The 24728-nt window shown below is 68.6% G+C and carries 28 protein-coding genes; 16 read left to right on the top strand and 12 right to left on the bottom strand.

Annotated features, from left to right (window positions below; genetic code table 11):
* Positions 1 to 121: 121 nt before the first annotated feature.
* From FPZ61_RS06790 to FPZ61_RS06780, 3 genes are all read left to right on the top strand, one after another.
* Positions 122 to 832, top strand: a complete 711-nt coding sequence (locus tag FPZ61_RS06790) for a pirin family protein (RefSeq protein WP_185464886.1) — start codon at positions 122 to 124, stop codon at positions 830 to 832.
* Positions 833 to 837: 5 nt separating this feature from the next.
* Positions 838 to 1380, top strand: a complete 543-nt coding sequence (locus tag FPZ61_RS06785; protein WP_370593346.1) for a DUF924 family protein — start codon at positions 838 to 840, stop codon at positions 1378 to 1380.
* 119 nt (positions 1381 to 1499) lie between these two features.
* Entirely contained in the window at positions 1500 to 1727 is a 228-nt protein-coding gene (locus tag FPZ61_RS06780) for a hypothetical protein (protein ID WP_185464932.1), read from the top strand.
* Positions 1728 to 1787: 60 nt separating this feature from the next.
* Here FPZ61_RS06780 and FPZ61_RS06775 read toward each other — a convergent pair whose 3' ends face one another.
* The 4 genes from FPZ61_RS06775 to FPZ61_RS06760 all read right to left on the bottom strand — a co-directional run bounded on the left by FPZ61_RS06775 (position 1788) and on the right by FPZ61_RS06760 (position 7060).
* Positions 1788 to 2102, bottom strand: coding sequence for a hypothetical protein (locus FPZ61_RS06775; protein WP_255441433.1), 315 nt, complete (start codon positions 2100 to 2102; stop codon positions 1788 to 1790).
* 141 nt (positions 2103 to 2243) lie between these two features.
* Positions 2244 to 5273: an aminomethyl-transferring glycine dehydrogenase gene (gene gcvP / locus FPZ61_RS06770; protein ID WP_185464884.1), complete on the bottom strand. Its 3030-nt coding sequence runs from the start codon at positions 5271 to 5273 to the stop codon at positions 2244 to 2246.
* A gap of 57 nt (positions 5274 to 5330) precedes the next feature.
* Positions 5331 to 5720 (bottom strand): glycine cleavage system protein GcvH, encoded by a 390-nt coding sequence (gene gcvH, locus FPZ61_RS06765; RefSeq protein ID WP_185464883.1) that lies wholly within the window; start codon positions 5718 to 5720, stop codon positions 5331 to 5333.
* A 53-nt stretch (positions 5721 to 5773) separates the two neighbouring features.
* Positions 5774 to 7060: a methionine gamma-lyase family protein gene (locus tag FPZ61_RS06760; RefSeq protein ID WP_185464882.1), complete on the bottom strand. Its 1287-nt coding sequence runs from the start codon at positions 7058 to 7060 to the stop codon at positions 5774 to 5776.
* Positions 7061 to 7289: 229 nt separating this feature from the next.
* On the opposite strand from FPZ61_RS06760, the gene FPZ61_RS06755 reads away from it, so the two are divergent.
* Positions 7290 to 8243, top strand: a complete 954-nt coding sequence (locus tag FPZ61_RS06755) for a fatty acid desaturase (RefSeq protein WP_185464881.1) — start codon at positions 7290 to 7292, stop codon at positions 8241 to 8243.
* Here FPZ61_RS06755 and FPZ61_RS06750 read toward each other — a convergent pair.
* A complete protein-coding gene (locus FPZ61_RS06750) occupies positions 8213 to 8974 on the bottom strand; it encodes a hypothetical protein (protein WP_185464880.1) in 762 nt (253 codons plus the stop codon). The genes FPZ61_RS06755 and FPZ61_RS06750 overlap by 31 nt on opposite strands.
* 55 nt (positions 8975 to 9029) lie before the next feature.
* Here FPZ61_RS06750 and FPZ61_RS06745 point away from each other — a divergent pair, with 55 nt between their 5' ends.
* The 4 genes from FPZ61_RS06745 (at position 9030) to FPZ61_RS06730 (ending at position 12700) form a co-directional block, all read left to right on the top strand.
* Positions 9030 to 9968 (top strand): fatty acid desaturase, encoded by a 939-nt coding sequence (locus FPZ61_RS06745; protein ID WP_185464879.1) that lies wholly within the window; start codon positions 9030 to 9032, stop codon positions 9966 to 9968.
* A 78-nt stretch (positions 9969 to 10046) separates the two neighbouring features.
* Positions 10047 to 10505: a 50S ribosomal protein L9 gene (gene rplI / locus FPZ61_RS06740; protein WP_185464878.1), complete on the top strand. Its 459-nt coding sequence runs from the start codon at positions 10047 to 10049 to the stop codon at positions 10503 to 10505.
* Positions 10506 to 10617: 112 nt separating this feature from the next.
* A complete protein-coding gene (gene dnaB, locus FPZ61_RS06735; RefSeq protein ID WP_185464877.1) occupies positions 10618 to 12084 on the top strand; it encodes a replicative DNA helicase in 1467 nt (488 codons plus the stop codon).
* A gap of 55 nt (positions 12085 to 12139) precedes the next feature.
* A complete protein-coding gene (locus tag FPZ61_RS06730; RefSeq protein ID WP_185464876.1) occupies positions 12140 to 12700 on the top strand; it encodes a hypothetical protein in 561 nt (186 codons plus the stop codon).
* 100 nt (positions 12701 to 12800) lie between these two features.
* On the opposite strand, the gene FPZ61_RS06725 is transcribed toward FPZ61_RS06730, so the two are convergent.
* Together FPZ61_RS06725 and FPZ61_RS06720 are read right to left on the bottom strand one after the other, a co-directional pair.
* Positions 12801 to 12974, bottom strand: coding sequence for a hypothetical protein (locus tag FPZ61_RS06725; RefSeq protein WP_185474786.1), 174 nt, complete (start codon positions 12972 to 12974; stop codon positions 12801 to 12803).
* A gap of 132 nt (positions 12975 to 13106) precedes the next feature.
* Positions 13107 to 13970, bottom strand: a complete 864-nt coding sequence (locus FPZ61_RS06720; protein WP_185464875.1) for a transglutaminase family protein — start codon at positions 13968 to 13970, stop codon at positions 13107 to 13109.
* A gap of 70 nt (positions 13971 to 14040) precedes the next feature.
* Here FPZ61_RS06720 and FPZ61_RS06715 point away from each other — a divergent pair, with 70 nt between their 5' ends.
* The 5 genes from FPZ61_RS06715 (at position 14041) to FPZ61_RS06695 (ending at position 19198) form a co-directional block, all read left to right on the top strand.
* The gene (locus tag FPZ61_RS06715) at positions 14041 to 14856 is read left to right on the top strand and encodes a sterol desaturase family protein (protein ID WP_185474785.1); all 816 of its coding nucleotides are present in this window, start codon (positions 14041 to 14043) and stop codon (positions 14854 to 14856) included.
* Between the two features lie 4 nt (positions 14857 to 14860).
* Positions 14861 to 16849, top strand: coding sequence for a tRNA uridine-5-carboxymethylaminomethyl(34) synthesis enzyme MnmG (gene mnmG, locus FPZ61_RS06710; RefSeq protein WP_185464873.1), 1989 nt, complete (start codon positions 14861 to 14863; stop codon positions 16847 to 16849).
* Positions 16850 to 16860: 11 nt separating this feature from the next.
* Complete coding sequence (locus FPZ61_RS06705) at positions 16861 to 17820, top strand: hypothetical protein (RefSeq protein WP_185464872.1); 960 nt, start codon at positions 16861 to 16863, stop codon at positions 17818 to 17820.
* Between the two features lie 81 nt (positions 17821 to 17901).
* A complete protein-coding gene (locus FPZ61_RS06700) occupies positions 17902 to 18537 on the top strand; it encodes a chorismate lyase (RefSeq protein ID WP_185474784.1) in 636 nt (211 codons plus the stop codon).
* 91 nt (positions 18538 to 18628) lie between these two features.
* Positions 18629 to 19198: a hypothetical protein gene (locus FPZ61_RS06695; protein ID WP_185464870.1), complete on the top strand. Its 570-nt coding sequence runs from the start codon at positions 18629 to 18631 to the stop codon at positions 19196 to 19198.
* 21 nt (positions 19199 to 19219) lie between these two features.
* On the opposite strand, the gene FPZ61_RS06690 is transcribed toward FPZ61_RS06695, so the two are convergent.
* From FPZ61_RS06690 to FPZ61_RS06680, 4 genes are read right to left on the bottom strand one after another with little or no spacing between them, the layout of a single operon-like run.
* Positions 19220 to 19741: a DUF1269 domain-containing protein gene (locus tag FPZ61_RS06690; RefSeq protein ID WP_185464869.1), complete on the bottom strand. Its 522-nt coding sequence runs from the start codon at positions 19739 to 19741 to the stop codon at positions 19220 to 19222.
* 41 nt (positions 19742 to 19782) lie between these two features.
* Positions 19783 to 20328, bottom strand: coding sequence for a hypothetical protein (locus FPZ61_RS06685; protein WP_185464868.1), 546 nt, complete (start codon positions 20326 to 20328; stop codon positions 19783 to 19785).
* 50 nt (positions 20329 to 20378) lie between these two features.
* Complete coding sequence (locus tag FPZ61_RS15510) at positions 20379 to 20513, bottom strand: hypothetical protein (RefSeq protein ID WP_255441432.1); 135 nt, start codon at positions 20511 to 20513, stop codon at positions 20379 to 20381.
* Between the two features lie 24 nt (positions 20514 to 20537).
* Positions 20538 to 21080 (bottom strand): SprT family zinc-dependent metalloprotease, encoded by a 543-nt coding sequence (locus FPZ61_RS06680; protein ID WP_185464867.1) that lies wholly within the window; start codon positions 21078 to 21080, stop codon positions 20538 to 20540.
* Positions 21081 to 21185: 105 nt separating this feature from the next.
* On the opposite strand from FPZ61_RS06680, the gene FPZ61_RS06675 reads away from it, so the two are divergent.
* Entirely contained in the window at positions 21186 to 21608 is a 423-nt protein-coding gene (locus tag FPZ61_RS06675) for a hypothetical protein (protein ID WP_185464925.1), read from the top strand.
* A gap of 6 nt (positions 21609 to 21614) precedes the next feature.
* Positions 21615 to 23708: an NAD-dependent DNA ligase LigA gene (ligA, locus tag FPZ61_RS06670; RefSeq protein ID WP_185464866.1), complete on the top strand. Its 2094-nt coding sequence runs from the start codon at positions 21615 to 21617 to the stop codon at positions 23706 to 23708.
* On the opposite strand, the gene FPZ61_RS06665 is transcribed toward ligA, so the two are convergent.
* Positions 23679 to 24323, bottom strand: a complete 645-nt coding sequence (locus tag FPZ61_RS06665) for a hypothetical protein (RefSeq protein ID WP_185464865.1) — start codon at positions 24321 to 24323, stop codon at positions 23679 to 23681. The genes ligA and FPZ61_RS06665 overlap by 30 nt on opposite strands.
* Before the next feature lie 110 nt (positions 24324 to 24433).
* On the opposite strand from FPZ61_RS06665, the gene FPZ61_RS06660 reads away from it, so the two are divergent.
* Positions 24434 to 24595 (top strand): hypothetical protein, encoded by a 162-nt coding sequence (locus FPZ61_RS06660; RefSeq protein ID WP_185464864.1) that lies wholly within the window; start codon positions 24434 to 24436, stop codon positions 24593 to 24595.
* The last annotated feature ends 133 nt before the right edge of the window (positions 24596 to 24728 follow it).

The following is a 24728-nucleotide window of genomic DNA, read 5'->3' as shown; positions in this document are numbered from 1 at the left end:
GCCGTTCCCAGCCAGGGACCGGCTAACCCCACTGCCAGCCCCGCCGCGCCGGGTGCAGAGGATTAGACCATGGAACCCCGACTTCAACGGCAGCCTTCGCATTCCTGCCTCCCCTGCAACCATGAACACTCAAACGGTTCTTCGCCCGGCGGCTGAGCGCTTCCATGGCCGTCTCGACTGGCTCGAGAGCCGGCACACCTTCAGCTTCGGCCACCACTACGACCCCGCCTGGGTGGGCTACGGCCCCCTGCTGGTGATCAACGAGGACACGATCGCGCCGGGGCGTGGCTTCGGAATGCATCCCCACAGGGACATGGAAATCATCACGGTGATGCTGGAGGGGGAGCTCACCCACCGCGATTCGATGGGCCACGGCGCTGCGCTGAGGGTGGGGGAGGTGCAGCGCATGAGTGCCGGCACTGGGGTGGTTCACAGCGAGGTCAACGAAACCGACCGCCCCTGCCGGCTGCTGCAGATCTGGATCGAACCCGCAAGCCGCGGCATCGAACCGGCCTATGAGCAGAAGACGTTCACCGTCGACGACCAGTGGACCCTGCTGCTCGACCCCCAGCAGACGGACGGGGCCATGGCGATCCACCGGCCGGTTCGGCTGTGGCGAGCCAAGCCAGGCGCAGGCGACAGCCTCGAACTACCCGTGGCGAGTGGCCGTCACGCCTGGCTGCAGCTGATCGAGGGCGCCGTGGAGCTGAGCAGCTCCGGGCAGTCCCAGCCCCTGAGCTCTGGTGATGGCCTCGGTTTCCAAGCTGGCGGATCCGACCGGCTCACCGCCAGGGCTGCCGGCACCGATCTGCTGTTGTTCGAGCTGGCATGAGCGGGATGAGCGCCGACGATCTGCTGCATTTCTGGTTCGAGGAATGCCAGCCGAGCCAGTGGTTCCGCAAGGATCCCGTCTTTGATCAGCAGGTGCGTGAGCGCTTCGGGGCACTGTGCGAGCGGGCCCTGGCCGGGGAGCTGCAGGCGTGGGCCGACGAGCCTGGGTCAGCCCTGGCGCTGGTGCTGCTGCTCGATCAGCTGCCCAGGCAGCTCCGGCGCGGGCAGCCTGGGGCCTTCGCCGGGGATGCCGCAGCCCTGGAGCTGAGCCGGCGGGCCCTCGCCAAGGGCTGGGTCGAAGCCGAACCCATGCGCGAACGGCGTCAGTTCTGGCTGATGCCTCTGATGCACAGCGAAGACCTCTCCATCCAGGACCAGAGCCTGGGACCGTTCGAGCGCTTCACCGATGACACGACCACGGCATTCGCCAGGCGCCATCGGGATGTGATCGCCCGCTTCGGTCGCTTCCCCCACCGCAACGAAGCCCTCGGGCGCTCCTCCAGCGCCGAGGAACTGGCGTTTCTGCAGCAGCCGGGCTCCCGCTTCTGAGAGCGCCCCCATTCGTCAGTGAAAAATCATGACCGTTTACTCGAAAGGCAGCACATGATGCTGCTCCGGCGCAGGCCTGCCTCTGCAATGGTCATCGACCGTTCGATGCGCGCCTGGTCATGCCAACCCACGACCCTTACGCCCCTGCCCTTCGCGTGGTTCCCGACCTCGAGCCCAAGCGCTGGATCGTGCGTTATCGCGGCTTCGTGCTGATGCCCCAGGCGGACCTCACCTGGCTGGTGCGACCCGAGCGCAGTCCGATGCCGGTGCTGCCCTTCCGCACGCCCGCCAGCTCCCTGGCGGATGTCAAGGCCCTGGTGGACTGGCGCCTCACCCGGGCAGCCTGAGCAGAGGTGAGCTGAGGACCCAGTGGCACTGGCTCCAGCCAGGGCCCCAGCCCCCAACCCTCAGGCTGCCTGAGGTGGTGTGGGGGTTGGACCACCGCCGGACTGAAAGGGCAAGACCAGGGTGGCCCAACGCTCCGGACGCTCACGGCGATGACGCTTGGCCTGCAGCACTCCGAAGGGAACTCTCAGCACATTGGTGCCCTCTTCCCGGAAGATCTCCCCACGATCGTGGGACTTGGAGAGCGCCGTGGTCAGCGCGGGAAGGGATGGCCCCTGCCTTGACGGAGGCCCAGCTTGGCTGGCCGCCTGGGCGTCAGCCTTCACCAGGCGACGAATGGCCGCGGGACCGGAGCTGTCGTCGTTGTTGCCGTTCATGGAGGGGGTCGGCGAAGCGAATGGGCGGATCGAAGGAAGGGCCGCATCCGGAGCTTCCGGGCGCATTTCCTGCAGATCAATCAAAAGAAGCAACCCTTGATTTCGGAAGAAAACCTTTGGATTGCTGTAGTTGGCCGGATCTTAACGCCCTTGACCAGCCAGGGCTGGTGCGGTGGCTACCCCTTCAGGAGGGGCCTGCAGGGGTAGGGCCGCCGCCAGCTCCTCCACCGATGGGCAGGTGCAGACCAGGTTCCTGTCGCCGTAGGCGTTGTCGATGCGGGCCACCGCCGGCCAGAACTTCGTGGCCTGCTGCCCTTCGCCCGCGGGGAAGGCGGCCTGCTGCCGGCTGTAGGGACGGCCCCAGTGATCGGCCGTGATGGCCGCCAGGGTGTGGGGCGAGCGCTTGAGAGGGTTGTCGAGGGGATCCACCTGCCCTGATTCGATCGCCGCGGCCTCGACGCGGATCGCGATCAGGGCCTCGCAGAAACGGTCGATCTCCGCGAGCGATTCGCTTTCCGTGGGCTCCACCATCACGGTGCCGGCCACCGGCCAGCTGACCGTGGGGGCATGGAAGCCGTAGTCCATCAGGCGCTTGGCCAGATCATCCACCTCCAGGCCGGCGCTGCGCTTCAGCGGCCGCAGATCAAGGATGCACTCATGGGCCACCCGCCCGCCCGGTCCACGGAAGAGCACGGGGTAGTGGTTCTCCAGTCGCTCGGCGATCACGTTCGCCGACAGCAGGGCCACGGCACTCGCCTGGCGCAGGCCGGCACCACCCATCATGCGGATGTACATCCAGCTGATCGGCAGGATGCCGGCGCTGCCCCAGCGGGCCGCCGCCACCGCACCGATGCCCCGGGCCTGGCCCGGCAGGAAAGGCACCAGGTGCTCGGCCACCCCGATCGGCCCCACCCCGGGGCCACCGCCTCCATGGGGGATGCAGAAGGTCTTGTGCAGGTTGAGGTGGCAGACATCGGCTCCGTAGAGGCCGGGCTTGGCCAGGCCCACCTGGGCATTGAGGTTGGCCCCGTCGAGATAGACCTGGCCACCATGGCGATGGATCACATCGCAGAGGCGGCGGATGCCGGGCTCGAACACCCCGTGGGTGGAGGGGTAGGTGACCATCACCCCCGCCAGGGAGGCGGCGTGGGTCCGGGCCTTGGCCTCCAGATCCTCCAGGTCGATGTTGCCCTGCCCATCGCAGGCCACGGGCACCACCCGCAGACCCGCCATCACGGCGCTGGCCGGATTGGTGCCGTGGGCACTGGTGGGAATCAGGCAGACGTCGCGGTGGTCCTCGCCGCGGCTGCGGTGCCAGGCCCGGATCACCAGCAGGCCCGCATATTCCCCCTGGGAACCGGCATTGGGCTGCAGCGACACGCCGGCGAAGCCGGTGATCGCGGCCAGCCAACCCTCGAGATCAGCAATCAGACGGGCATAGCCCAGGGCCTGGGAGGGAGGCACCAGTGGATGCAGGTCGGCGAACTCGCTCCAGCTCACCGGCGCCAGCTCGGCGGCGGCGTTGAGCTTCATCGTGCAGCTCCCCAGAGGGATCATCCCGTGCACCAGCGACAGATCGCGGGCCGCCAGGCGCTGGATGTAGCGCAGCAGTTCGGATTCACTGCGGTAGCGCTGGAAGGCCTCCTGCCGGAGCCAGGGACCCTGGCGCAGGGGCAGCCCCTCCAGCAGATCCCGGTCGCCCGGCAACTCCCCCAGCAAGGCGGTGGCTGAAGGAACAGAGGCAGAAGCAGCTCCCCGGGGGCCGGAGCAGGCCGCGAACACCGCCAGCAGCTGATCGAGCTCAGCGGCATGGCTGCGCTCATCGAGGCTGAGGGCCACCCCCTCCAGCGACCCGTCCGGGGCAGTCAGCGGCCGGAGGTTGAATCCAGCGGCCTCCGCCTTCTCCAGCAGCGCTGCGGCATCAACCGTGAGCAGGCTGACGGTGCCGAAAGCCGGAGCCACCTCGGGCTGGAAGCCGAGGCGGCGCAGCCCCAGGACCAGGGCGGCACGCAGCCGCAGCACCCGCCGGGCCATGGCAGTGAGTCCCTCCGGGCCGTGATGCACGGCGTAGAAGCCGGCCATCACCGCCAGCAGCACCTGGGCTGTGCAGATGTTGCTTGTGGCCTTGTCACGGCGGATGTGCTGTTCTCGGGTCTGCAGGGCCAGGCGCAGGGCCGGCCGGCCCTCAGCATCCAGCGAGCGGCCCACCAGGCGGCCGGGAATCTGACGTTTGTGGGCCTCGGTGGTGGCGAAGAAGGCGGCATGGGGCCCGCCGAAGCCCAGGGGCACCCCGAAACGCTGGCTGCTGCCCACGGCGATGTCGGCACCGAGGGAGCCCACGGGCGCCAGCAGCACCTGGGCCAGGGGATCGATCGCCACGGTGACCATGGCACCCGCTCGGTGGGCCGCCTCGATCACCGGCGTGGGATCCAGCAGACGGCCTCGGCTGCCGGGCAGTTGCAGCAGCACCCCGAAGACATCGTCAGCGAAGGTCAGATCGCCGCTGGTGGCCCCGGCCGCGCCGAACCTGGCTGGATCGAAGGTCTCGATCAGGATCCCCAGGGGTTCGGCGCGGGTGCGCAGCACCTCCAGCGTCTGGGGAAACACCTGATCATCCACCAGGAAACGGCGGGCCTCGGGGCGTCGGCAGGCGGCGGCGCTGAGGGACATCGCCTCGGCCGCTGCGGTGGCCTCATCCAGCAGCGAGGCGTTGGCGATGGGCAGAGCGGTGAGCTCGCTGATCAGGGTCTGGAAATTGAGCAGGGCCTCCAGGCGCCCCTGGGCGATCTCCGCCTGGTAAGGGGTGTAGGCGGTGTACCAGCAGGGGTTCTCCAGCACATGGCGCTGGATCAGGGCCGGGGTGGCGGTGCCGTAGTAACCCAGGCCGATCAGGCTGCGGCTCACCTGGTTGAGCGACGCAATCCCGCGCAGCTCGGCGAGGGCCTCCGCCTCCCCCACGCCCCTGGGCAGGTTCTGGGCGGCGGCGGCAGGCGGAATCAGGATCTCGCCTGGGACCACCTCGGCCACGAAGGCTTCGAGATCGACGCAACCCACCCGCTCGAGCATCAGGGCCTGCTCGGCCGGTGATGGGCCCAGATGGCGTTCCAGGAAGGGTGAGAACTCCTGGGAGTTGTCAACCGGGGCGCTGGGGCTGCTGCACTCGACGCTCACGCCATCACACCCGATTTAGCGGCTGGATCCTAGGGACTTCTACCCGGCTGACCCGCGTCAGGAGCCTTCCAGCTTCGAGCGGTAGCTGGCGGGCTGGAGCAGATCGTCGAGCTGGGCGGGGTCGCTGGGGCGCACCAGCAGCAACCAACCCTCTCCGTAGGGATCGTTCTGCAGTTCCTCGGGGCTGGAGAGCACCGCCTCGTTGCGCAGCTCCACCGTGCCGCTGATCGGGGCGTAGAGCTCCTCGACGGCCTTGACCGATTCCACCGTGCCGAAGCTGCTGCCGCGCTCCAGCACGCTGCCGGGTTCAGGAAGCTCCACAAAAACGATGTCGCCGAGCTGGTCGACGGCGAAGGCACTCACACCCACCCGCACGAGTTCCCCTTCGGGGCGCACGTACTCATGGCTGTCGGCGTAGCGGCAGTCGTCGGGGACCTGGAGGGCCATCGCGGACCGAAACACGGGTGAGTCCCAGTGTGGCTCCCGAGGGGCCACCCCGCTCAGGGAGTGCCGCAGGGAAGGGAGTCTGGTCCCAGCGCCGCCAGGGCCCGCTCCAGCGCCAGGGCCACGTGGCTGCGATGGGTGCCGCCCTGACTGAAGAGCACATAGGGTTCGCGCAGGGGGCCGTCGGCGGAGAACTCGCTGGTGCTGCCGTCGATGAAGCTGCCGCCGGCCATCACCAGCTCGCTGGCATAGCCGGGCATCGGCGCGGGCACCGGATCCAGGTAGCTGCCCACCGGCGAGCACGACTGAAAGGCACGGCACACCCGGATCAGCGGCTCGGGAGCACCGAAGCGCACCGCCTGGATCAGATCGCTGCGGTGATCCCCCACCCTGGGCTGAACGGCACAACCGAGATCGCTGAACACCGCGGCGGTGAGTTCGGCACCGATCAGCGCTTCGGACACCATCTGAGGCGCCAGGAACAGCCCCTGGAAGAGCAGGCGATGGAGATCGAAACCGGTGCCGCCCTCCCCACCGATGCCCGGGGCCGTGAGTCGGCAGCAGGCCTGCTCCACCAGTTCTGCCCTGCCGGCCACGTAGCCGCCGGTGGGGGCGATGGTGCCGCCGGGGTTCTTGATCAGCGAGCCGGCGATCAGGTCGGCGCCCACCGCCGGAGGCTCCAGGGGCTCGACGAATTCGCCATAGCAGTTGTCGACGAAGCGAACGCAGCCGGGCCGGAGGGCCTCCACCCGCTCGCAGAGACCGGCGATCGTCTCCAGGCTGAGGGAGGGCCGCCAGCTGTAGCCGCAGCTGCGCTGGATCAGCACCATGCGCGTGGGCAGAGCCAGAGCCGCAGCCAGGCCGTCCTCATCCACAGCCCCGGCGGCCGTGAGCGGCAGCTCGTCGTAGTGGATGCCGAACTCGGCCAGGGAACCCTGGCCCCGGCCCCGCAGGCCGATCACCTCCTCGAGGGTGTCGTAGGGGCGGCCGGTGAGGGCGAGCAGGCGATCACCGGGGCGCAGCACGCCGAACAGGGCCGCGGCGATGGCGTGGGTGCCACTCACGAACTGCAGGCGCACCGCAGCCGCCTCGGCTCCGAGCACCCGCGCGAAGACGCGATCGAGCACCTCCCGGCCCAGATCGCCATGGCCATAGCCACTGACGGAGGCGAAGTGGTGGGTGCCGAGCCGCTCGGCCGCAAAGGCCTCCAGAACCCGCGCCAGGGCCGGCTGAACCGCCGCGGTGCGGGCATCGGCCACCGGAGCGATCCGCTCGGCGGCGGCGGCCACCCGCTCCCGGGCCCAGCCGGCGTGGGGACCAGCGCTCATTGCCGTTGTCGCCATGGCCAGAAACCGGCTCCTGCCGCCATGCTGCCTGCGGGCTATCGCCACGCCGCTAGATTTCGACCCGATGCATTGGCTACATAACGGCCGGCATCCCAGGTCAAGGTCGCAACTCAGCCTGATGGGTTCCCTGCAACGGGATCACCCGCCGCAGGGGAGATGGCGAACTCGAGCCTGCGCCACCATCGCGAGAGTTCATTTGGTTGCCGCCTCAGATCAAGCTTCCGCTTTGCCCCAGGTGGGGGCTGCCGGCCAGGCTCTGCGGGGCCATGCCGCCGAGCACCAGGAAGCCGCCATCCGCGCTTCGGTGAGCGGACGCCGTCAGCCCCTTCCCCCCAGCCAGCGCAAGTACAAGTTCGGCACCACAGCCTTCATGCTGGCCATCCACGTGGGTGCCGTCTTCGCCCTGCTGCCTCGCTTCTGGAGCTGGCAGGCGGTGGTGGTACTGGCGGTCCTCTACTGGACCACGGTGCTGGGGGTGACCCTTGGACTGCACCGCCTTCTGGCCCACCGCAGCTTCGTGGCTCCCAAGTGGCTGGAACGCACCCTGGTGCTGATGGGCAGCCTGGCCTGTCAGAGCGGGCCGATCGAGTGGGTGGGGCTGCACCGCCACCATCACAAGTATTCCGACCAGCCCAACGATCACCATGACGCCGGCCGCGGTCTGTGGTGGAGCCACAGCGACTGGATGCTGCACGACATTCCGGCGGTGCGCCAGCTGGATCGCTTCACCGGTGACCTTCAGCGTGATCCCGTCTACCGCTGGCTCGACCGTTGGTTCCTTCTGCTGCAGGTGCCCCTGGGAGCCGCTCTCTGGTGGTACGGCGAGCGGGCCGGCGTGCCTGGCGGCGGTCTCGGCCTTGTGCTCTGGGGCATTCCCCTGAGGCTGGCCATCGTGTACCACGTCACCTGGCTGGTGAACAGCGCCACCCACGCCTTCGGCTACCGCAATTTCGACAGCCCCGACCTCTCCCGCAACTGCTGGTGGGTGGCGATCCTCTCCTTCGGGGAGGGCTGGCACAACAATCACCACGCTCACCCGGCCAGTGCTCGCCACGGTCTGCGCTGGTTCGAGTTCGACCTCACCTGGCAGCACATCAAGGTGCTGCGCAGCCTGGGGCTGGCCAAACGCATCCGGGTGGCCCACGTGGGTCAGCCGTTGCCCTCGGCCACCAGCTCCTGACGGATCGCCTCACCCAGATCCTCCCGGCCAGCCCGGTGCTGCAGGTGGGCTTTGTTGCGCAGCACCTCCAGGAAACGGTCGGCGCTGATCTCCTGCTCGGCGCTCCCCCCCAGGCCCACCAGGGTGCGGTGCAGATCCATCAGCTCGGTGTCGAGCTCGGCGGCGCTGTAGTCGCGCTGGCCGCTCATCACGGCCGCGAAGCGCTCCCTGCGCTGGCCTTTCGCGACCGGATAGGCCGAGAGCACCTGGTCGCGGCAGAGCCGCCAGGGCCGGCCGGCGCAGAGCAGCTCCGCCAGGGCGAAGCTGAGGCCGGCGGCCTCAGCTTCGGCAATGCGCAGATCGAAGGCCCGCGGCGGGGGAACGAGGCCCACGAAGATCTCCAGCAGATCACCCGGTCCCAGTGGAACTCCGCTGTCGCTCAACAACGGTTGGCACCCCTGGCCGAGGGCCTCGATCAGGTCGGGATGACCGGAGAGCGAGAGCCCCTGGCCGCCATCGCTGGTCGCCAGCCACTGGTTGATGCGACCGAGGGCGAGGAACACCTCCGGGCCAGGGGAGGCGAGCTTGCGGTTGCGCAGCATCGACACCTGGGAGTTGTGGACACGGCCGAGATCAAGGGCCTCCGCCAGACCAGGCAGGACGCGGTGGGACCAGCCGTTGCGCTCATGCCAGGCCCTGATCAGATACGCAAACGCTTCGCGCCCTGATTCGATTTCAGCCTGATACCCCACTTGATACGAATCCGAACTGCTACCATCTTAAAAGATTGATCAGGAACCAGCCCACATGACCGCCACCGTTCGGCGACCCGCCTCTGCCCCGGCGCCCTCCCTCTCACGGGCCGAGAGGCTGCACCGTCCCCGCCGCGGGGAACCCACCCCCTCGGCTCCTGAGGGGGCCCGCTGGGCCACCATCGGCTTCATGGCCGTGGTCCACGGGCTGGCACTGGTGGCCCTGCTGCCCCAGTTCTGGAGCGTGCCGGCCGTGGCCAGCATGCTGGTGCTCTATTGGATCACCGGCTGCCTGGGGGTCACCCTCGGCTACCACCGCCTGCTGGCCCACAGGGCCCTGCGTGTTCCCCAGTGGCTGGAGCGGATCTTCGCCACCTGCGGCGCGCTCAGCTGTCAGCACGGTCCGATCGACTGGGCCGGTCTGCACCGCCACCACCACAAGTTCTCCGACACCGACGCTGACCACCACAACAGCCACAAGGGCTTCTGGTGGAGCCACATGGGCTGGATGTTCGAGGAAATCCCGGCGATGGCCGCGGTGCCCCGCCTCACCGGTGATCTGGCTCGTGACCCCTACTACCGCTGGCTGAACACCAACTTCCTGCTGCTGCAGATCCCGGTGGCCCTGCTGCTGTTCTGGATCGGCACCGCCACCGGCGCCGGCGGCTGGGCCCTGGTGCTCTGGGGAATCCCCCTGCGCCTGGTGGTGCTCTACCACTGCACCTGGCTGGTGAATTCCGCCACCCATTGCTGGGGCTATGTCACGCATGCCAGCGGTGATCAGTCGCGCAACAACCCCTGGGTGGCGGCGCTCACGTTCGGTGAGGGCTGGCACAACAACCACCACGCCTTCCCCCATTCGGCCCGCCATGGATTCGGGCGCCGCGAATTCGACCTCACCTGGCAGCACATCCGCCTGCTGCAGGCCCTGGGCCTGGCGACCCAGGTGCGCCTGCCTGCCGCCGCCGAGCAGGCGCCGCAAGCTGTGATCTAGGATCGCTGATCGCCTCAGGATGCGGGTCGCCGAGCCGGCGCCCCCTGCCCGATCCCTTGTTCCCGCCGTTCCGTCTCCATGGCCAAGCGCGTCTCCGTCGTCCTCAGCGAGGACGTTTACAGCCTCGGCAACCAGGGGGACCTGGTGGAGGTTGCTCCCGGTTACGCCCGTAACTTCCTGCTGCCCCAGAGCAAGGCCGTTCCCGTCACTCCCGCCGTGCTGCGCCAGGTGGAGCACCGCCGGGCCAAGGAAGCCGAGCGCCAGGCGGCCCTGAGGCAGGAAGCCGAAGCCTTCCGCACGGCCTTAGCCACCATCGGGCGCTTCACCGTCAAGAAACAGACCGGTGGCGACGACGTGCTCTTCGGGACCGTGACCAACGGCGATGTGGCCGAAGCGATCGAAGCAGCCACCAAGAAGGAACTCGACCGCCGCGACATTTCGGTGCCCGAGATCCACCGCACCGGGGCCTACAAGGTGCAGGTGAAGCTGCATCCCGAGGTCACCGCTGAGATCAACCTGGAAGTGGTCAGCCACTGAACCAGGCCCTGACCAGCCGCTTTGAAATTCAGCGCCGGCCCTCTGGGGACCGGCGTTTTGTTTGGCGGCCTCGCACACCGTCGGCGGCCAGACCCGGGCCTAGCCTCAGCCGATGGTGAGTGTTCCCCTGCCAGCCCCTGAAGGAGGCCCCGATCGAGCGAGCGCCGGGGAGGGGAGCGCGCCACCAGCGCCCCCCGCCGCTCTGACTCCGGCCTTTCGCCGCCGCGGCCGGGACCAGGACGAGGCCCGTTTCGAGGCCCTGCCGGATCAGGTGCCGCCCCAGAACCTGGAGGCGGAGGAGGCGGTGCTGGGCGGCATCCTGCTCGACCCCGACGCCCTGGGCCGCATCGCCGACGTGCTGCGCCCGGAGGCCTTCTACCTGGGCGCCCATCGGGAGATCTACCGCACCGCCCTGATGCTGCACGGCCAGGGCAAGCCCACCGACCTCACGGCCATGGCTGCCTGGCTGGCCGACACCGGGCAGCTGGAGAAGGTGGGCGGCAGCAACCGCTTGGTGGAGCTGGTGGAGCGCACGCTCAGCACCGCCTCGATCGACCAGGTGGCGCGCCTGGTGATGGACAAATACCTCAGGCGCCAGCTGATCCGCTCAGGCAACGAGGTGATCAAGCTCGGCTTCGATCAGGCCAAGCCGATGGAGCTGGTGCTCGACGAGGCCGAGCAGCAGATCTTTGCCATCAGCCAGGAGAAACCCTCCGTGGGGCTCACCCCCACCGCCGAAATCCTCACCAGCACCTTCAACGAGATCGAGAGCCGCTCCCTCGGCACCTCGGTGGCTGGCATCCCGGTGAACTTCTACGACCTCGACGCCATCACCCAGGGCCTGCAGCGCAGCGATCTGATCATCGTGGCCGGCCGCCCGGCGATGGGCAAGACCTCGATCGTGCTCAACATCGCCAAGAACGTGGCCCAGATCCACCAGCTGCCGGTCTGCGTGTTCTCCCTGGAGATGAGCAAGGAGCAGCTCACCTACCGGCTGCTGTCGATGGAGGTGGGCATCGAGAGCGGCCGGCTGCGCACCGGCCGGCTGCAGCAGGAGGAATGGCCGCTGCTGGGGCAGGGCATCAACACCCTCGGCCAGCTGCCGCTGTTCATCGACGACAAGCCGAATGCCGGCGTGCTGGAGATGCGCTCCCTCTGCCGGAGGCTGATGGCGGAGCAGGGCAAGGAACTGGGACTGATCGTGATCGATTACCTGCAGCTGATGGAGGGCTCCACCCCCGACAACCGGGTGCAGGAGCTCTCCCGCATCACGCGGGGGCTCAAGGGCATGGCCCGGGAGCTGAACGTGCCGGTGATGGCACTCTCCCAGCTCAGCCGGGGCGTGGAGAGCCGCACCAACAAACGCCCGATGCTCAGCGACCTGCGCGAATCGGGCTCGATCGAGCAGGACGCCGACCTGGTGCTGATGATCTACCGCGACGAGTACTACAACCCGGAGACGGCCGACCGGGGCATCACCGAAGTGATCGTGACCAAGCACCGCAACGGGCCGGTGGGCACGGTGAAGCTGCTGTTCGAGCCCCAGTTCACCCGCTTCCGGAATCTGGCGGCACCTTGAACCTCGCGCGAGGGCGGAAGGCCTTCAACATGGGCGCCAGAATTCCCTCCAGCCGATGAGCGAGCCCCCAACCGACCAGACCAGGCTGCCCCGCGAGGGGGCCGAAGGTCCCGACGACCGTTCCCAGACAGCGATGGGCTGGGTGCTGGCCCTGCGCTGGCCCGTCGCCCTGGTGGCCGCCGTGGGGATCGGGGCGATCTCCCTGGGCAGGGTCCTGCAGGAGCCGATCAAGATCGAGCTGGTGATGGAGCGCCCCATGCCGGTGTCGGCCCAGGTGGATGTGGGCTCGATTCAGACGCCTCTGGTGGTCGAGAAGATTGCAGAACCGATCCGCACCGCTCCGATCAAAACGATTCCGATCACCGCGAACGTGACGATGGCCGAACCTGTCGGGCTGGCCACGCCCCTGGCTGTGAACGTACCTGAACTGAGCCGCGGGATCGGCGTTGCCGTCAAGGGTCCCGTTCAGGCAACGGTCAGTGGCGCGGTGAGCGCCCAGGTGGCCGGTGATGTGGATGCCAGGGTGCGCGGCGATGTCGGCGCCACGGTCAAGGGGAAAGTGGACGCCACCGTGACCAATCAGCTGAATCACCGCCGCATCCGGATCGGGTTCTGAGCAGCCGCGAGCCGGCCGTGGCCATCGTGGCCCGCAACGATCCCCATGAACAGGAGCATGTGGAGCTGCTCGAGAGCCCGCAGCCTGCTTCGAGCGGCGCTCACGCGCCTCGACACCTGGTGAGCAGCCAGGGCATCACCCCCATCAGCCCGAGGGCCACGACGTAGGCGCTGCCCGAGACCGGATCACGGGCGGTGATGGCCTGCACCAGGCTGAGGCCGCGCAGGGGAGCCACCGCAGAGCAGGCGTGGCCCAGGGGCCGGAGGCAGGGCAAACCGGCACACCACAAAGCGGGGTTCCAGAGCGAGAACCCGCACCGTGCCGAGCAGGAAGCCGGCCAGCAGCACCAGAGACCCATAGGAGACTCCTGCCCGCAGCAGCCGCATGGACACCCATCCCACAACCTTCACCGGATCAGAGGCTCCTCCAGCTCCGTCACCCACACCCCCACGCTGAGGGTCGATCCCGATGGCCCCACGAACGCCCCCTCCACCGGCGGCACCGCTTCAGGGTGGCGAGCCACAGCCACCACCATGTGGTCAGGACCGGCAAGGGCGCCGATCGTGGGGTCGAAGCCGGTCCAGCCCGCTCCTGGCAGGTACACCTCCGCCCAGGCGTGGGTGGAGCCATCGACCGCGGCAGAATCGTGCAGGTAGCCGCTCACGAAGCGGGCTGCAAAACCCAGTTGCCGGGTGGCCGCCATGAACAGGGTGGCGAAGTCGCGGCAGGAGCCGGAGCCGGCAGCCAGGGTGTGCTCAGCCGTCTGCACGCCCGGTTCTTCGCGCCGCTGGTAGCGCAGGGTGTTGTGGATGCGTGCACTGATCCGCTCCAGCAGGGCATAGGTCTCCATCCGCTCAGCGCCGCGATGAACCCCGGCCACCCAATCCATCAGCAGCGTCCCACCTCTGACGCCCCCCTCCTGGCGGTAGGGAGCCAGCAACAGCCTGTCTTCAGCGCTGTAGCGGAAGGGGAACAACACCGCCTCTTCGTCCACCAGGAAATCCAGGGGCTCCTGGTGGTACTGCTGGACCACCAGCTCGCTTTCGATCAGGAGCTCGGCGGCGGGGCTGGAGAAGCTGGCCATTGCCACCGAGTTGTCTTCCACATCCCGATGCCAGCGCAGCGTGGCCGGCGGAGAAATCCGCAGGCTGGAGGATTCGATGCGCAGCTCATGGCCCTCCCTGGGCCGCAGCCGCAGCGCATGGGGCTCGAGCCTCACCGCCGCTCCATAGGTGTAGAGGGTGCGGTGCAGGATGCGAAAGCGCTGCATGGCCGTGATGGCTTCGGCGGTGCGGCGTCCCTAGAGTGGGCGCAGACGCTGGAAAAAGGAATACCAAGGCATGCCCTTCGCACAGATTGACACCGAAACGGTGATCCGTTCGTTTGGGAATCGTTCCTTCGCGTTCTATGGACTTGCGTTCTTCGGCATCATCCTGGGACGCTACTTTCTGCTGGCTGGTGGATCCTGGTGGTGGCTCTATGCACGCTCCGCCTCTCCAGAAGCTGAACCCGATCAACGGCAGTCGAACCTCGGCGCCCAAGGCATCCGCGACGACATCCGCCTCTCGGTGTTCTCCGCTGCCGTCTTCGCCCTCGCCACCGCAGGCGTACTGGCGCTCCACAGCCATGGACTCACCGGCTTCTACGCCAGGCCGGACACCTACGGCTGGTGGTACCTGGGGCTCAGCTACGTCAGCGTCCTGATCCTGCAGGACGCCCTCTATTCCCCCACCCCCCGCCTGTTCCACCACCACACCCTCTATGCCTGGTGCCATCACGGCCACCACCGCACCCGCCAACCCACCCCCTGGACCTCCTTCGCCTTCGATCCCCCCGAAGCGATCCTCCAGGCCCTGGTGATGGTGGCGGTGGTGGTGGTGGTGCCGCTGCACCCGGTCCCCCTGATGGCCGTGCTGAGCACCATGACGGTCTGGGCGATCGTGAACCACCTTGGCCTCGATCACCTGCCCCGCCGCTTTCCCCACCACTGGTTGGGCCGCTGGGTGATAGGCCCGGCCCACCATTCGCTCCACCACCGCCACCAAGGCGTGCACTTCGGCCTCTACTTCACGTTCTGGGACCGGATCGGCGGCACGGAAGACCCTGACTACGCCGCGGCCGTGGCTCCCCGCAGCGATCTGGGCGCCATACATTGAAGCGATGGCCTTCAGCGCAGCCCCCACGGAAACCTTTGAGCTGATCGTGGTCGGCGGCGGCCATGCCGGCTGCGAAGCAGCGCTCACCGCGGCTCGCCTGGGAATCTCCACAGCCCTGTTCACACTCAACCTCGATCGCATCGCCTGGCAGCCCTGCAACCCCGCGGTGGGTGGACCGGCCAAAAGCCAGCTGGTGCATGAGGTGGATGCCCTCGGCGGCGTGATCGGCCGCCTCGCCGACGCCACCACCCTGCAGAAACGGGTGCTCAATGCCAGCCGCGGCCCTGCCGTCTGGGCCCTGCGCGCCCAGACCGACAAGCGTCAGTACGCCCGCCAGATGCTGCAGCTGCTGCAGCACACCCCCAACCTGCACCTGCGCGAAGCGATGGTCACGGGGCTGGAGGTGGAGCTGGAGGGGGGCAACCCCACGGAGGGCGGCAACGAAACGGTGGGCCGGATCACCGGCGTGCGCACCTACTTCGGAAGTGTCTATGCCGCGCCGGCCGTGATCCTCACCACCGGAACCTTTCTGGGGGGCCAGATCTGGGTGGGAAACCAGTCGATGAGCGCCGGCCGCGCCGGCGAGCAGGCCGCCGAGGGGCTCACCGAGGCCCTGCGGAATCTCGGCTTCCACACCGACCGCCTCAAGACCGGCACACCCGCCCGGGTGGACCGCCGCAGCGTGGCGCTCGATCAGCTCGAGGAGCAACCCAGTGATGCGGAGGGCCGCTACTTCTCCTTCGATCCAGCCGCCTGGGTGAGCAGTGAGCCGATGGCCTGCCACCTCACCCGCACCACGGCCGCCACCCACCAGCTCATCCGCGACAACCTCCACCTCACCCCCATCTACGGCGGCTTCATCGACAGCAAGGGCCCGCGCTACTGCCCCTCGATCGAAGACAAGATCGTGCGCTTCGCCGACAAGGAGAGCCACCAGATCTTCCTGGAACCGGAGGGCCGTGACACCCCTGAGCTCTACATCCAGGGCTTCTCCACCGGCCTGCCGGAGCGGCTTCAGCTGGAGCTCCTGCGCACCCTGCCCGGCCTGGAGCAGTGCGTGATGCTGCGGCCCGCCTACGCCGTGGAGTACGACTACCTGCCGGCCACCCAGTGCCTGCCCTCGCTGATGACCAAGCGGCTGCAGGGGCTGTTCAGCGCCGGCCAGCTCAACGGCACCACCGGCTATGAGGAGGCCGCCGCCCAGGGCCTGGTGGCCGGGCTCAACGCCACCCGGATGCTGCGCGGCCAGGACCCGGTGCACTTCCCCCGCGAAGGCAGCTACATCGGCACCCTGATCGACGATCTGATCACCAAGGACCTGCGCGAGCCCTACCGGGTGCTCACCAGCCGCAGCGAATACCGCCTGGTGCTGCGGGGCGACAACGCCGATCGACGTCTCACCCCCATGGGCCGGGACCTGGGATTGATCGATGACCGCCGCTGGGGGTTGTTCAGGGCCAAGCAGGCCGCCATCGCCTCCGAGAAGCAACGCCTCGAAACGGTGCGCCTGAAGGTCAGTGACCCGGTGGCGCCGGCGGTGGCCGCCCGCTCGGGGGCGCCGATCAAGGGATCGATCACCCTGGCCGACCTGCTGCGCCGCTCAGGCTTCCACAGCAGCGATCTGGTGGAGCATGGCCTGGCCGATCCCGGCCTGCCTGCCGCTGTGCGCGAGGGTGCCGAGATCGATCTCAAATACAGCGGCTACCTGGCGCGGCAACAGCAGCAGATCGAGCAGGTGCGCAGACACCATGAGCGACCGATCCCCTCCAGCATCGACTACACCGCCATCGCCACCCTCTCCAGGGAAGCCCGCGAGAAGCTCACCGCCGTGCGGCCGATCAACCTCGGACAGGCCTCCCGTGTCCCAGGCGTGAGCCCAGCCGATGTGACGGCCCTGCTGCTCTGGTTGGAGCTGCGGCGGCGGCGGGCCGGGGAAGAGGAGCGTTTGTCGAAACGGAAAACAATGGGTACGATCTCCGCACTTCAGGTCTGAGCCCATCTGCCATGGGCAGTGACCCGCACGCCATCTCCTCCTCCCGGGCCTTCTGGGAGCTGAAAGCCGAGCAGGTGATGGACCGGGTTTTTTCAACTGGCCTGCCGGGCCTGGGGATCCATCCGGGGGAACGGCCGACCCTGGAGGGATACATCCGCGATCCCTATCAGCCGGAGCCGACTCTGGGAATCAGCCCCAGCTCCGATCCGGCACCGATCGATGTGGTGGTGCACGACGAACCGCCACGCCTGAGGGCAGGCCGTACGGCCAACCGTGCCCCCCACCACCGCCGAACGTCGGCGCCAGCGGCAGGCCGCTTGCCACTGCCACGTCCACTGCTGGCGCTGCTGGCAGCCCTTTCGGTGGTGGGAGTGGGGGGCACCCTGGTGGTGTGGCGCGGCTGGACCCAGGCCAGCCTCGCCCTGAAACAGGAGCGCACGCTGCAGCTGCTGGAACGGCTGCGCTCACTGGGCCCCGTGGGGCAAGCCGAGCCGGGAGCGACGGCCGCAGCCACGGCTCAGCCCATTGGCGAAGCGCTGGATGGCAGCGCCGACGGGCTGCCGCCGCCGCCTCCCGAGGAAGCCTGGGTCCAGGAACTGGCGCCTCTGGAGGGTGCGTCCCGTGCCTCCTCCGCCGAGCCGCTATGGGTGCCGGTCAGTGGCACCATCGCCCGTGGCGCCCCGCCAGCCCCCGTGATCCCTGAGCCTGGATTCTCCGTCGGCTCAGGCCCCTCCAGCGGCGGCGGTCAGCCCGCAGGTGCCGAGGGAGGGGACCCCGAGCTGGTGGGAGTCGTGCAGGTGCCTGGCCAGAGCGGCTCCGCCATCTTCCAGATGGGTGGCAGTTCCACCAGTGCATCGGTGGGGGAAGCGATCGGCTCCACCGGCTGGCGCCTGAGCTCAGCCAGCGGCAACTCCGTGGTGATCGAGCGCAACGGCCAGCAGAAGCGGGTGAGCATCAGCGGAGGCTTCTGACGGAAAGAGCGGTCTTCCCGCCCTCCAACCGTCCCGCTGCCCATTGGCGCTCCTTAACGTGGGCCAACCCAGTTCAGGCGGATGGCTGACTCCCTGCTCACCAGGCCATGGGTCTCACCGACGCCGCTCTGGGAAGCCCCGATCACCGAGGTGCTCCAGGCAAGGGCCGGAGGCCAGCTCAGCGGCCCCTGGAAGCTCCTGCTGCTGGGCGATGGGAGCCCGACCCGCCATCTGCAGTTGCTCACGGGCGAACCGATGACGATCGAGCTGATCGCCATGGGGCCGGAGCCTGAGCCAACGGGTTCCGGGGGCGACCCTGAAGCTCCCCGGGGTCGCCCCGCCGAAGTGGCGGAGCTGGCCCTTCCCCTGCTGCGGCGCCAGGTGTGGTTGCGCTGCAATGGCCAGGCCCTGGCCTGGGCCGAGAGCTGGTGGAACCAGGCCGAGGCTGAGGAACACCTGCGCGACCGGCAGCGGCCGATCTGGCTGAGTCTCACCAGTGGGCGGGTGGAGCTGTTCCGGGAGGTGGATGGACTGGCCCGGGTGAACGCCGAATGGCTGGAGAAGGGCTTCGCGGCCAAGGGGCCCTTCTGGAGCCGCCACTACCGCTTTTTCCGCCAGGGACGTGAACTCACCGTGATCCGGGAAGTGTTCTCCCCGGCGCTGGAGCGCTGGCTGGGCCCGAGCCAGCACGACGCAGATCTCCATAAAGTTTCATGAAGTCCTGACGGTCTGTGGCGGTTTCCACTTGACAACTTGCGCTTTTGCCGATCCTGAACAGGATGGCGGCACTGGCTCCACCTGTCCGACGATGACGACCACCTCCCCTGGCAACCCAGGCCATCACCATTCCACCCAAGCCCCGGCCGCAGCCTCCACAGCCGCCTGGGCCGGCGATCAGTGGCTCTCCCTCACCGACCTGGGGCGCTCCCTCGGTCTCTCCGCCGTGAGCTGTGGCCGCCAGCTGATCCGGGCCGGACTGCGTGAGCTCGATGGCAGCCCCAGCGACAAGGCCCTGCACCTGGGCCTGGCCCGGCCCAGCGGCCAGGGGCTGCACCGGGGCCGCGCCACGCTCTGGCAACAGGCGGGCTGTCAGGCCGCCCTTGAAGGCACCTCCCCGCGCCGGCCAAAGCAGTCCAGCCTGATCGAGCAGTGGGCGGAACTGCTCTGGGCCCTGAAACAGGGCTCTCCCTCGATCAGCACCTCGGCGGAGCAGATGGCCGAAGACCTGCCCCAGGAGCTGGTGGGACCCGTGAACCGCCAGCTGCAGGAGAAGGGCTGGGACTTCCAGGTGGTTCACCACGCCACCAGGTCCCAGCCGACCCCTCAGCACCACCGCCAGACAAGCCCGGGCCGCAGCCGGGTCCGCCGCGGCCACTGAACCATCGCCCCTCCGGGCGGCTCAGCTCAGGCGCAGGGCCTCGGCCTGCTTGCGGCTGCGCTCCAGCAGGTCGTTCAGCTGGGCCTCGTCGGTGTGACTGAGGCTGGTGCGCAGGAGCTTGGCATGGGGCGCGAAGCTGCGCAGGCGCTCCACCACCCGGTCGGGCGTGGCATCGCGCACCAGCAGACAGAGGGCGGCACTGGCCTTGGGCAGGGTTTCGCCCACCTCCCGCAGGAATCCGTCGTTGATGCCCAGATCGCTGAGCGCACCCGAGGCCGCTCCCACGCCAGCGCCAACGGCGGCTCCGAGCAGGGGGTTGAGGAACAACAGCCCCACCAGCGATCCCCAGAAGCCTCCCCCCAGGGCCCCGGCGGTGGTGAGGTTGATGGCCTGGCGCAGGTGCACCTGGCCATCGGCATCGCGCTCGACCACCACGGCGTCTTCCAGGGAGATCAGATGCTCCTGCTGGATGTTGACCAGCTCCTTGCGCACGGCCTCGGCCTCATCAACCTTGGGGAAACCCACCACGATCAGGTTGCTCATGGACGCTGGGGTGTGTCGGACAGGGTCTCAGGCTAGGGGCTTCAGGTCCGGCGGGGACGCCGGCTGGAGCGGGGAAGTGGCCGCCCGGCCGTGAGCGGAGCTGAGGACTCAGGCTGGAGCGATGGCGGCTGCTGCGGTGGTGGCTGCTGCGGTGGTGGCTGGCGCTCCGGTGTTGGAGCAGGGGGCAGCAGGGGGGAGGCCCGGCGGGAGATGGCCTCCAGAGGCCGGCGGGTTGCCGGCTCCGGTCGCGGGGCCGGCGCCGGCATCTGAGGCCGCGGCTGCGGCTGCGGCTGCGGCTGCGGCTGCGACGACCATGGCGCCGGCCCTTCAGGCCGCTCCTGCCAGGGCTCCGTCCAGTCGTCATCGCCTTCGAGGAACCAATCGATGCGATTCTCCACCCAGCGGCCCAGACCCTCCAGGCCCGGACGGCCGCCGGCGCGACGCTCGCCACCCCGGGTCTGGGAGCGCGAGCCCGGGCGAGCCCCGGCCACGCCATCCACAAGTTGCCGTCCCGCCGACATCCACTGGTCCAGGGAGCCGCCCGCTCGGCGGCGTCCCCGGCGGGAAGGATCACCCGAACCGTTCATGGCGCTCGCCTGTGCCATCGCAACCGCTGTGATCCGACCTTAACGGCCGCTCAGCGGCCAGACGCCGGCCGGGGGGTGAGGCCGTGATGTCCGAGGCGATGCGCCCGCATGCGGCGTTCCCGGCCCAGTCCCAGCAGGGCAATCGAAACTCCACCGCCCTGAAGCACCCAGAGGAACAGATCCATGGGCCCAGCCCGGTTGGCGGAACCCTAGGCCGCACGGGGCTCGAACACCAGGGCGCAGCTGGAGTCCCAGCGGCCGCCATGCAGCCGCTCACAGCAGAGCCGGCAGGCCAGGCCCCGCACCCGGCGGCGGTAGGCAGCGCTGACGCCGCAGCAGGGGCAGCGGGCGATCCAGGGGGACGAGGCCAGCGGCAGGGGGTAGTGGTGGCGCAGGCTCACCTCGAACTCACCCTGGACGGCGTTGATCCGGGCCATGGCCGCGCGGAACTGGGGACCGTGCACCTCACGCACCTGCAGCACCCGATCGATCCAGGCGTGGATCATCTCGTGGCAGAGCGTTCCCAGGGTGGCACTGGCGGGGAGGGGCGCCAGCACCGGCCTTGAGAGCACGATCTCGCAGAGGGCCGAGCCATCACGTCGGCGCCCGCGGCGGTAGAGACCGGCAGTGCGGCTCATGCGCCCGTCGCTCCAGCGCAGCTCCAGCAGGGGGCGTCCGCCCGGAGCCAGGGCCCCACCGAAATGCTCCCGGTCGAGGCGATGGAACAGAGGCAACAGGGGTGCCAGGGGCATGCCGCAGATGTGTGGGGCCAACCGTGCGCCCAGTGTGGGGCGTTCGCCACCGAAGCGGCAGGGCTGTCGGTCAGACTCTGCAACCTGAACGCGCACATGCAGACGATGGACTGGGGTCTGGCCCAAACGATCGGCACCAAGGCCCTGCTGGCCGGAGCTGGGGCCCTGCTCCTGTATTGGACCTACACGGCTGTGCGCCTGGTGATCAGCGCCCGCGGCATCAACCCGCTGCTCAAGCAGTTCTTCACCCAGGTGGCCTCGGGCCAGATCGATGGCGCCTACCTGCTCACCACCAAGAACTACCGCTCGCACGTGAACCGGCAGCAGTTCATCCGCTTTCTGGCCGGACTGAAACTCAACAAGTACCGCAACCTCAAATCCGGCCGGCCGCGGCTGCAGGAAGGCCAGATCATCCTCACGGTGAAACTGAAGTCGGAAGCGAAGGACGAGCTGCCGCTCGATTTCACCTTCGTGAAGGTGGAGGACGCCTGGCGGGTGGACCGGATCCAGAAGCTGGCCGCGGCCTGAGCAGCGGTGCGTGCCCGCGCCGAGGAGCTGCGGCGGCTGCTCAACCGCGCCGCCCACGCCTACTACGTGCTCGACGCCCCCGAGATGGAGGACGCGGTCTACGACCGTCTCTACCGGGAGCTGCTGGACCTGGAAGCGGCCCATCCGGAGTTGCTCAGCCCCGACAGCCCCACCCGGAGAGTGGGTGGCGCGCCGGCCGACGGCTTCCGCACCGTGGAGCACCGGATCCCGCTGCTCAGCCTCGACAACGCCTTCTCCAGCGAAGAGCTCGAAGCCTGGTTTGCACGGCTGCTGAAGGTCCTGGACCGTACCCCGGAGGCCGGTGAACCCCTACCGCCCCTGCCGATGGTGGGGGAGCTGAAGATCGACGGCAACGCCCTGGCGCTCAGCTATGAGCAGGGGGTGCTGGTGCGAGCCGCCACCCGCGGCGACGGTGAGCGCGGCGAGGAGATCACCGCCAATGTGCGCACGATCCAGGCCGTGCCGCTCCGGCTGCAGCTGGAGCGGCCGCCGGCATGGGTGGAGGTGCGCGGCGAGGCCTTCATCCCCGACGGCACCTTTGCGGCGATCAATGCCGAACGGGAGGTCCGCGGTGAACCCCTCTTCGCCAACCCTCGCAATGCCTGCGCCGGCACCCTGCGCCAGCTCGATCCGGGCGTGGTGGCCAGCCGGCGGCTCGATTTCTTCGCCTACACGCTCCACCTGCCGGACGACTGGAGTCCGGTCGGGGCCGATCCAGCACGGCCCCGCAGTCAGTGGGAATCGCTGGCCTGGCTGGCCGCCGCCGGCTTCCGGGTGAATCCCAATGCCGAGCTCTGCCCCGATCTGGCGGCTGTGGAGGCCTTCTTCAGCGACTGGGAGACGCGGCGGGCGCAGCTCCCCTATGCCACCGATGGGGTGGTGGTGAAGCTCGACGACCTGCGCCTGCAGGCCGATGCCGGCTTCACCCAGAAGGCACCGCGCTGGGCGATCGCGCTCAAGTACGCCGCCGAGGAGGCGCCAAGCAAGCTGCTGCGCCTGGTGGCCCAGGTGGGGCGAACCGGGGTGGTGACACCGGTGGCCGAATTCGAGCCGGTGCCTCTGGCCGGCACCACGGTGAGCCGCGCCACGCTGCACAACGCCGACCGGCTCGAAGAGCTCGATCTCCATGCAGGCGACACGGTAGTGGTGAGGAAAGCCGGCGAGATCATCCCGGAGGTGGTGAAGGTGCTGAGCGAACTGCGGCCGCCGGGAGCCGCGCCGCTGCAGCTACCCCACACCTGCCCCGAATGCGGTTCAACGCTGGTGCGGGAGGTGGGTGAGGCAGCCACCCGCTGCGTGAACAGCAGCTGCCCGGCGATCCTGCGCGGCTCGCTGCGCCACTGGGTGAGCAAGGGGGCCCTGGATGTGGACGGCCTCGGCGGCAAACTGATTGAGCAGTTGGTGGACCGGGGCCTCGTGCGCTCGATCGCGGGTCTCTACCGCCTCGACGCCGCTCTGCTCGCCAGCCTGGAGCGGATGGGGGAAATCTCGGCGCAGAAGCTGGTTGCCGCGCTTGAGGCCTCGAAGCAGCAGCCGTGGCACCGGAAGCTCTATGGCCTGGGCATCCACCACGTGGGGGCGGTGAACGCCAAGGCCCTGGCGCGGGTGTTCCCTTCGGCCGAGGGCCTGCAGATCGCCGCGGCGGAGAAGCCTGAGGCGATCACGGCGGTGTTCGGCATCGGCGGGGAGATCGCCGAATCCCTGCGCCAGTGGTTCGCCACCCCCTCCAACCAGGGGTTGCTGGACCAGCTCAGGCAGCTGGGCTTCTCCATGGCCGCCGGCGAAGGTGAGCTGGCGGCCATGGAGAACGGCGGCGTGGAGGCCACGGGCGTCGATGGTCGCTCAGCGCTCGCCGGCCGCACCTTCGTGCTCACCGGAACCCTTCCAAGCCTCAGCCGCAGCCAGGCCCAGGCGCTGATCGAAGCGGCCGGCGGCAAGGTGAGCGGATCCGTGAGCAAGAAGACGAGCTACGTGGTGGCCGGCGCCGAGGCCGGCAGCAAGCTCATCAAGGCGGAGGCGCTTGGGGTGCCGGTGCTGGATGAAGCGGGGTTACGGGCTTTGCTCAGCGCTGAGCCGTAGCCCTGGCGAAGGGGCTTGAACTGAGGAGGGATCGGTGAAAGTAGGAGCGGCAGCCGGGTCGATGGCATCGAGTGACCGGGTCTGCCCCATCGCCAGCCCGCTGACCAGAGGCAACGCGGCCCGCACGCGGCCAGCCGGCTTCGGGTTCACGAAACGGAACTGATGGATGATCTTCTGCCCGCTGGGGTCATAACCGACGACGTTGAAGCTCAGGACAGCGCTGTCGCCCGATCGGAAGCCGGAGAACATCCCGCGCACCATGCCGCTGACCAGGCCCACCGGGGCCGCCACATAGGTGGAGCCCAGGGCTAGCGGTGCCGTGTAGGCCGCGGACGTCATCAACAGGCTGCCGGCGCCTGCAACAGCATTCCCGACCCCGATGCCGCGACGCTGCTCTCTGTCGCTGAACCACTGGGCAATACGGCCGGCCGGGATGAACCCCGAAGGCCCTTCGATCCCGCTGGCATCGAGGCGGATCGTGCAGGGCCCGTCACCGCAGAGGGCCGCGTAGGGGGTAGCCAGCGCCGGTGCTGGCGACAGCAGAACGACGAGGGCAGCTGAGCGGAGGCGCACCAGGAGACGGGGCTGATTCCAGCCGCAGGCAGGTGGTCGCATCCTGCCGGAACTGCCCAGGGTCTGCCCAGAGCAGGGGTGGCGCACGCCAGAGTGGTCCAGAAGCCAGACTTCATCAACGAACAGGCTCTATTCACGAGCCGAATGTCCCCATGAGCGCTCCCGTCACCGAACCGGCGATTCACCGCTGGATCAAATCAGAGTGTGGCCGCGCCAAGTACGCCGAACTGGCCTCCCGCCCTGGGCTGGCAGCGAAGCTGCGGCTGGGCTGGTTCGTGCTGATCGCCGCAATCCGCGACTCGCTGTTGCCCTGAGGGTTGGCATCTGTTCACTGGACAATCATCAAGCCCTGTCCCGATGCGGCCAAAGAGAATCACCTTTCAGACAACCGATTGTCAGGATCTGAGTGGATCACCTGCCTGCATTGTAAAGAGTAAAGCTCAAGAC

The organism is Synechococcus sp. BSA11S (assembly GCF_014224355.1).
In the GTDB taxonomy this organism is placed as follows: Bacteria; Cyanobacteriota; Cyanobacteriia; order PCC-6307; family Cyanobiaceae; genus Regnicoccus_A.
The sequence above is the reverse complement of the archived record's forward strand: the minus strand, read 5'-3'. Positions and strand labels throughout refer to the sequence as shown.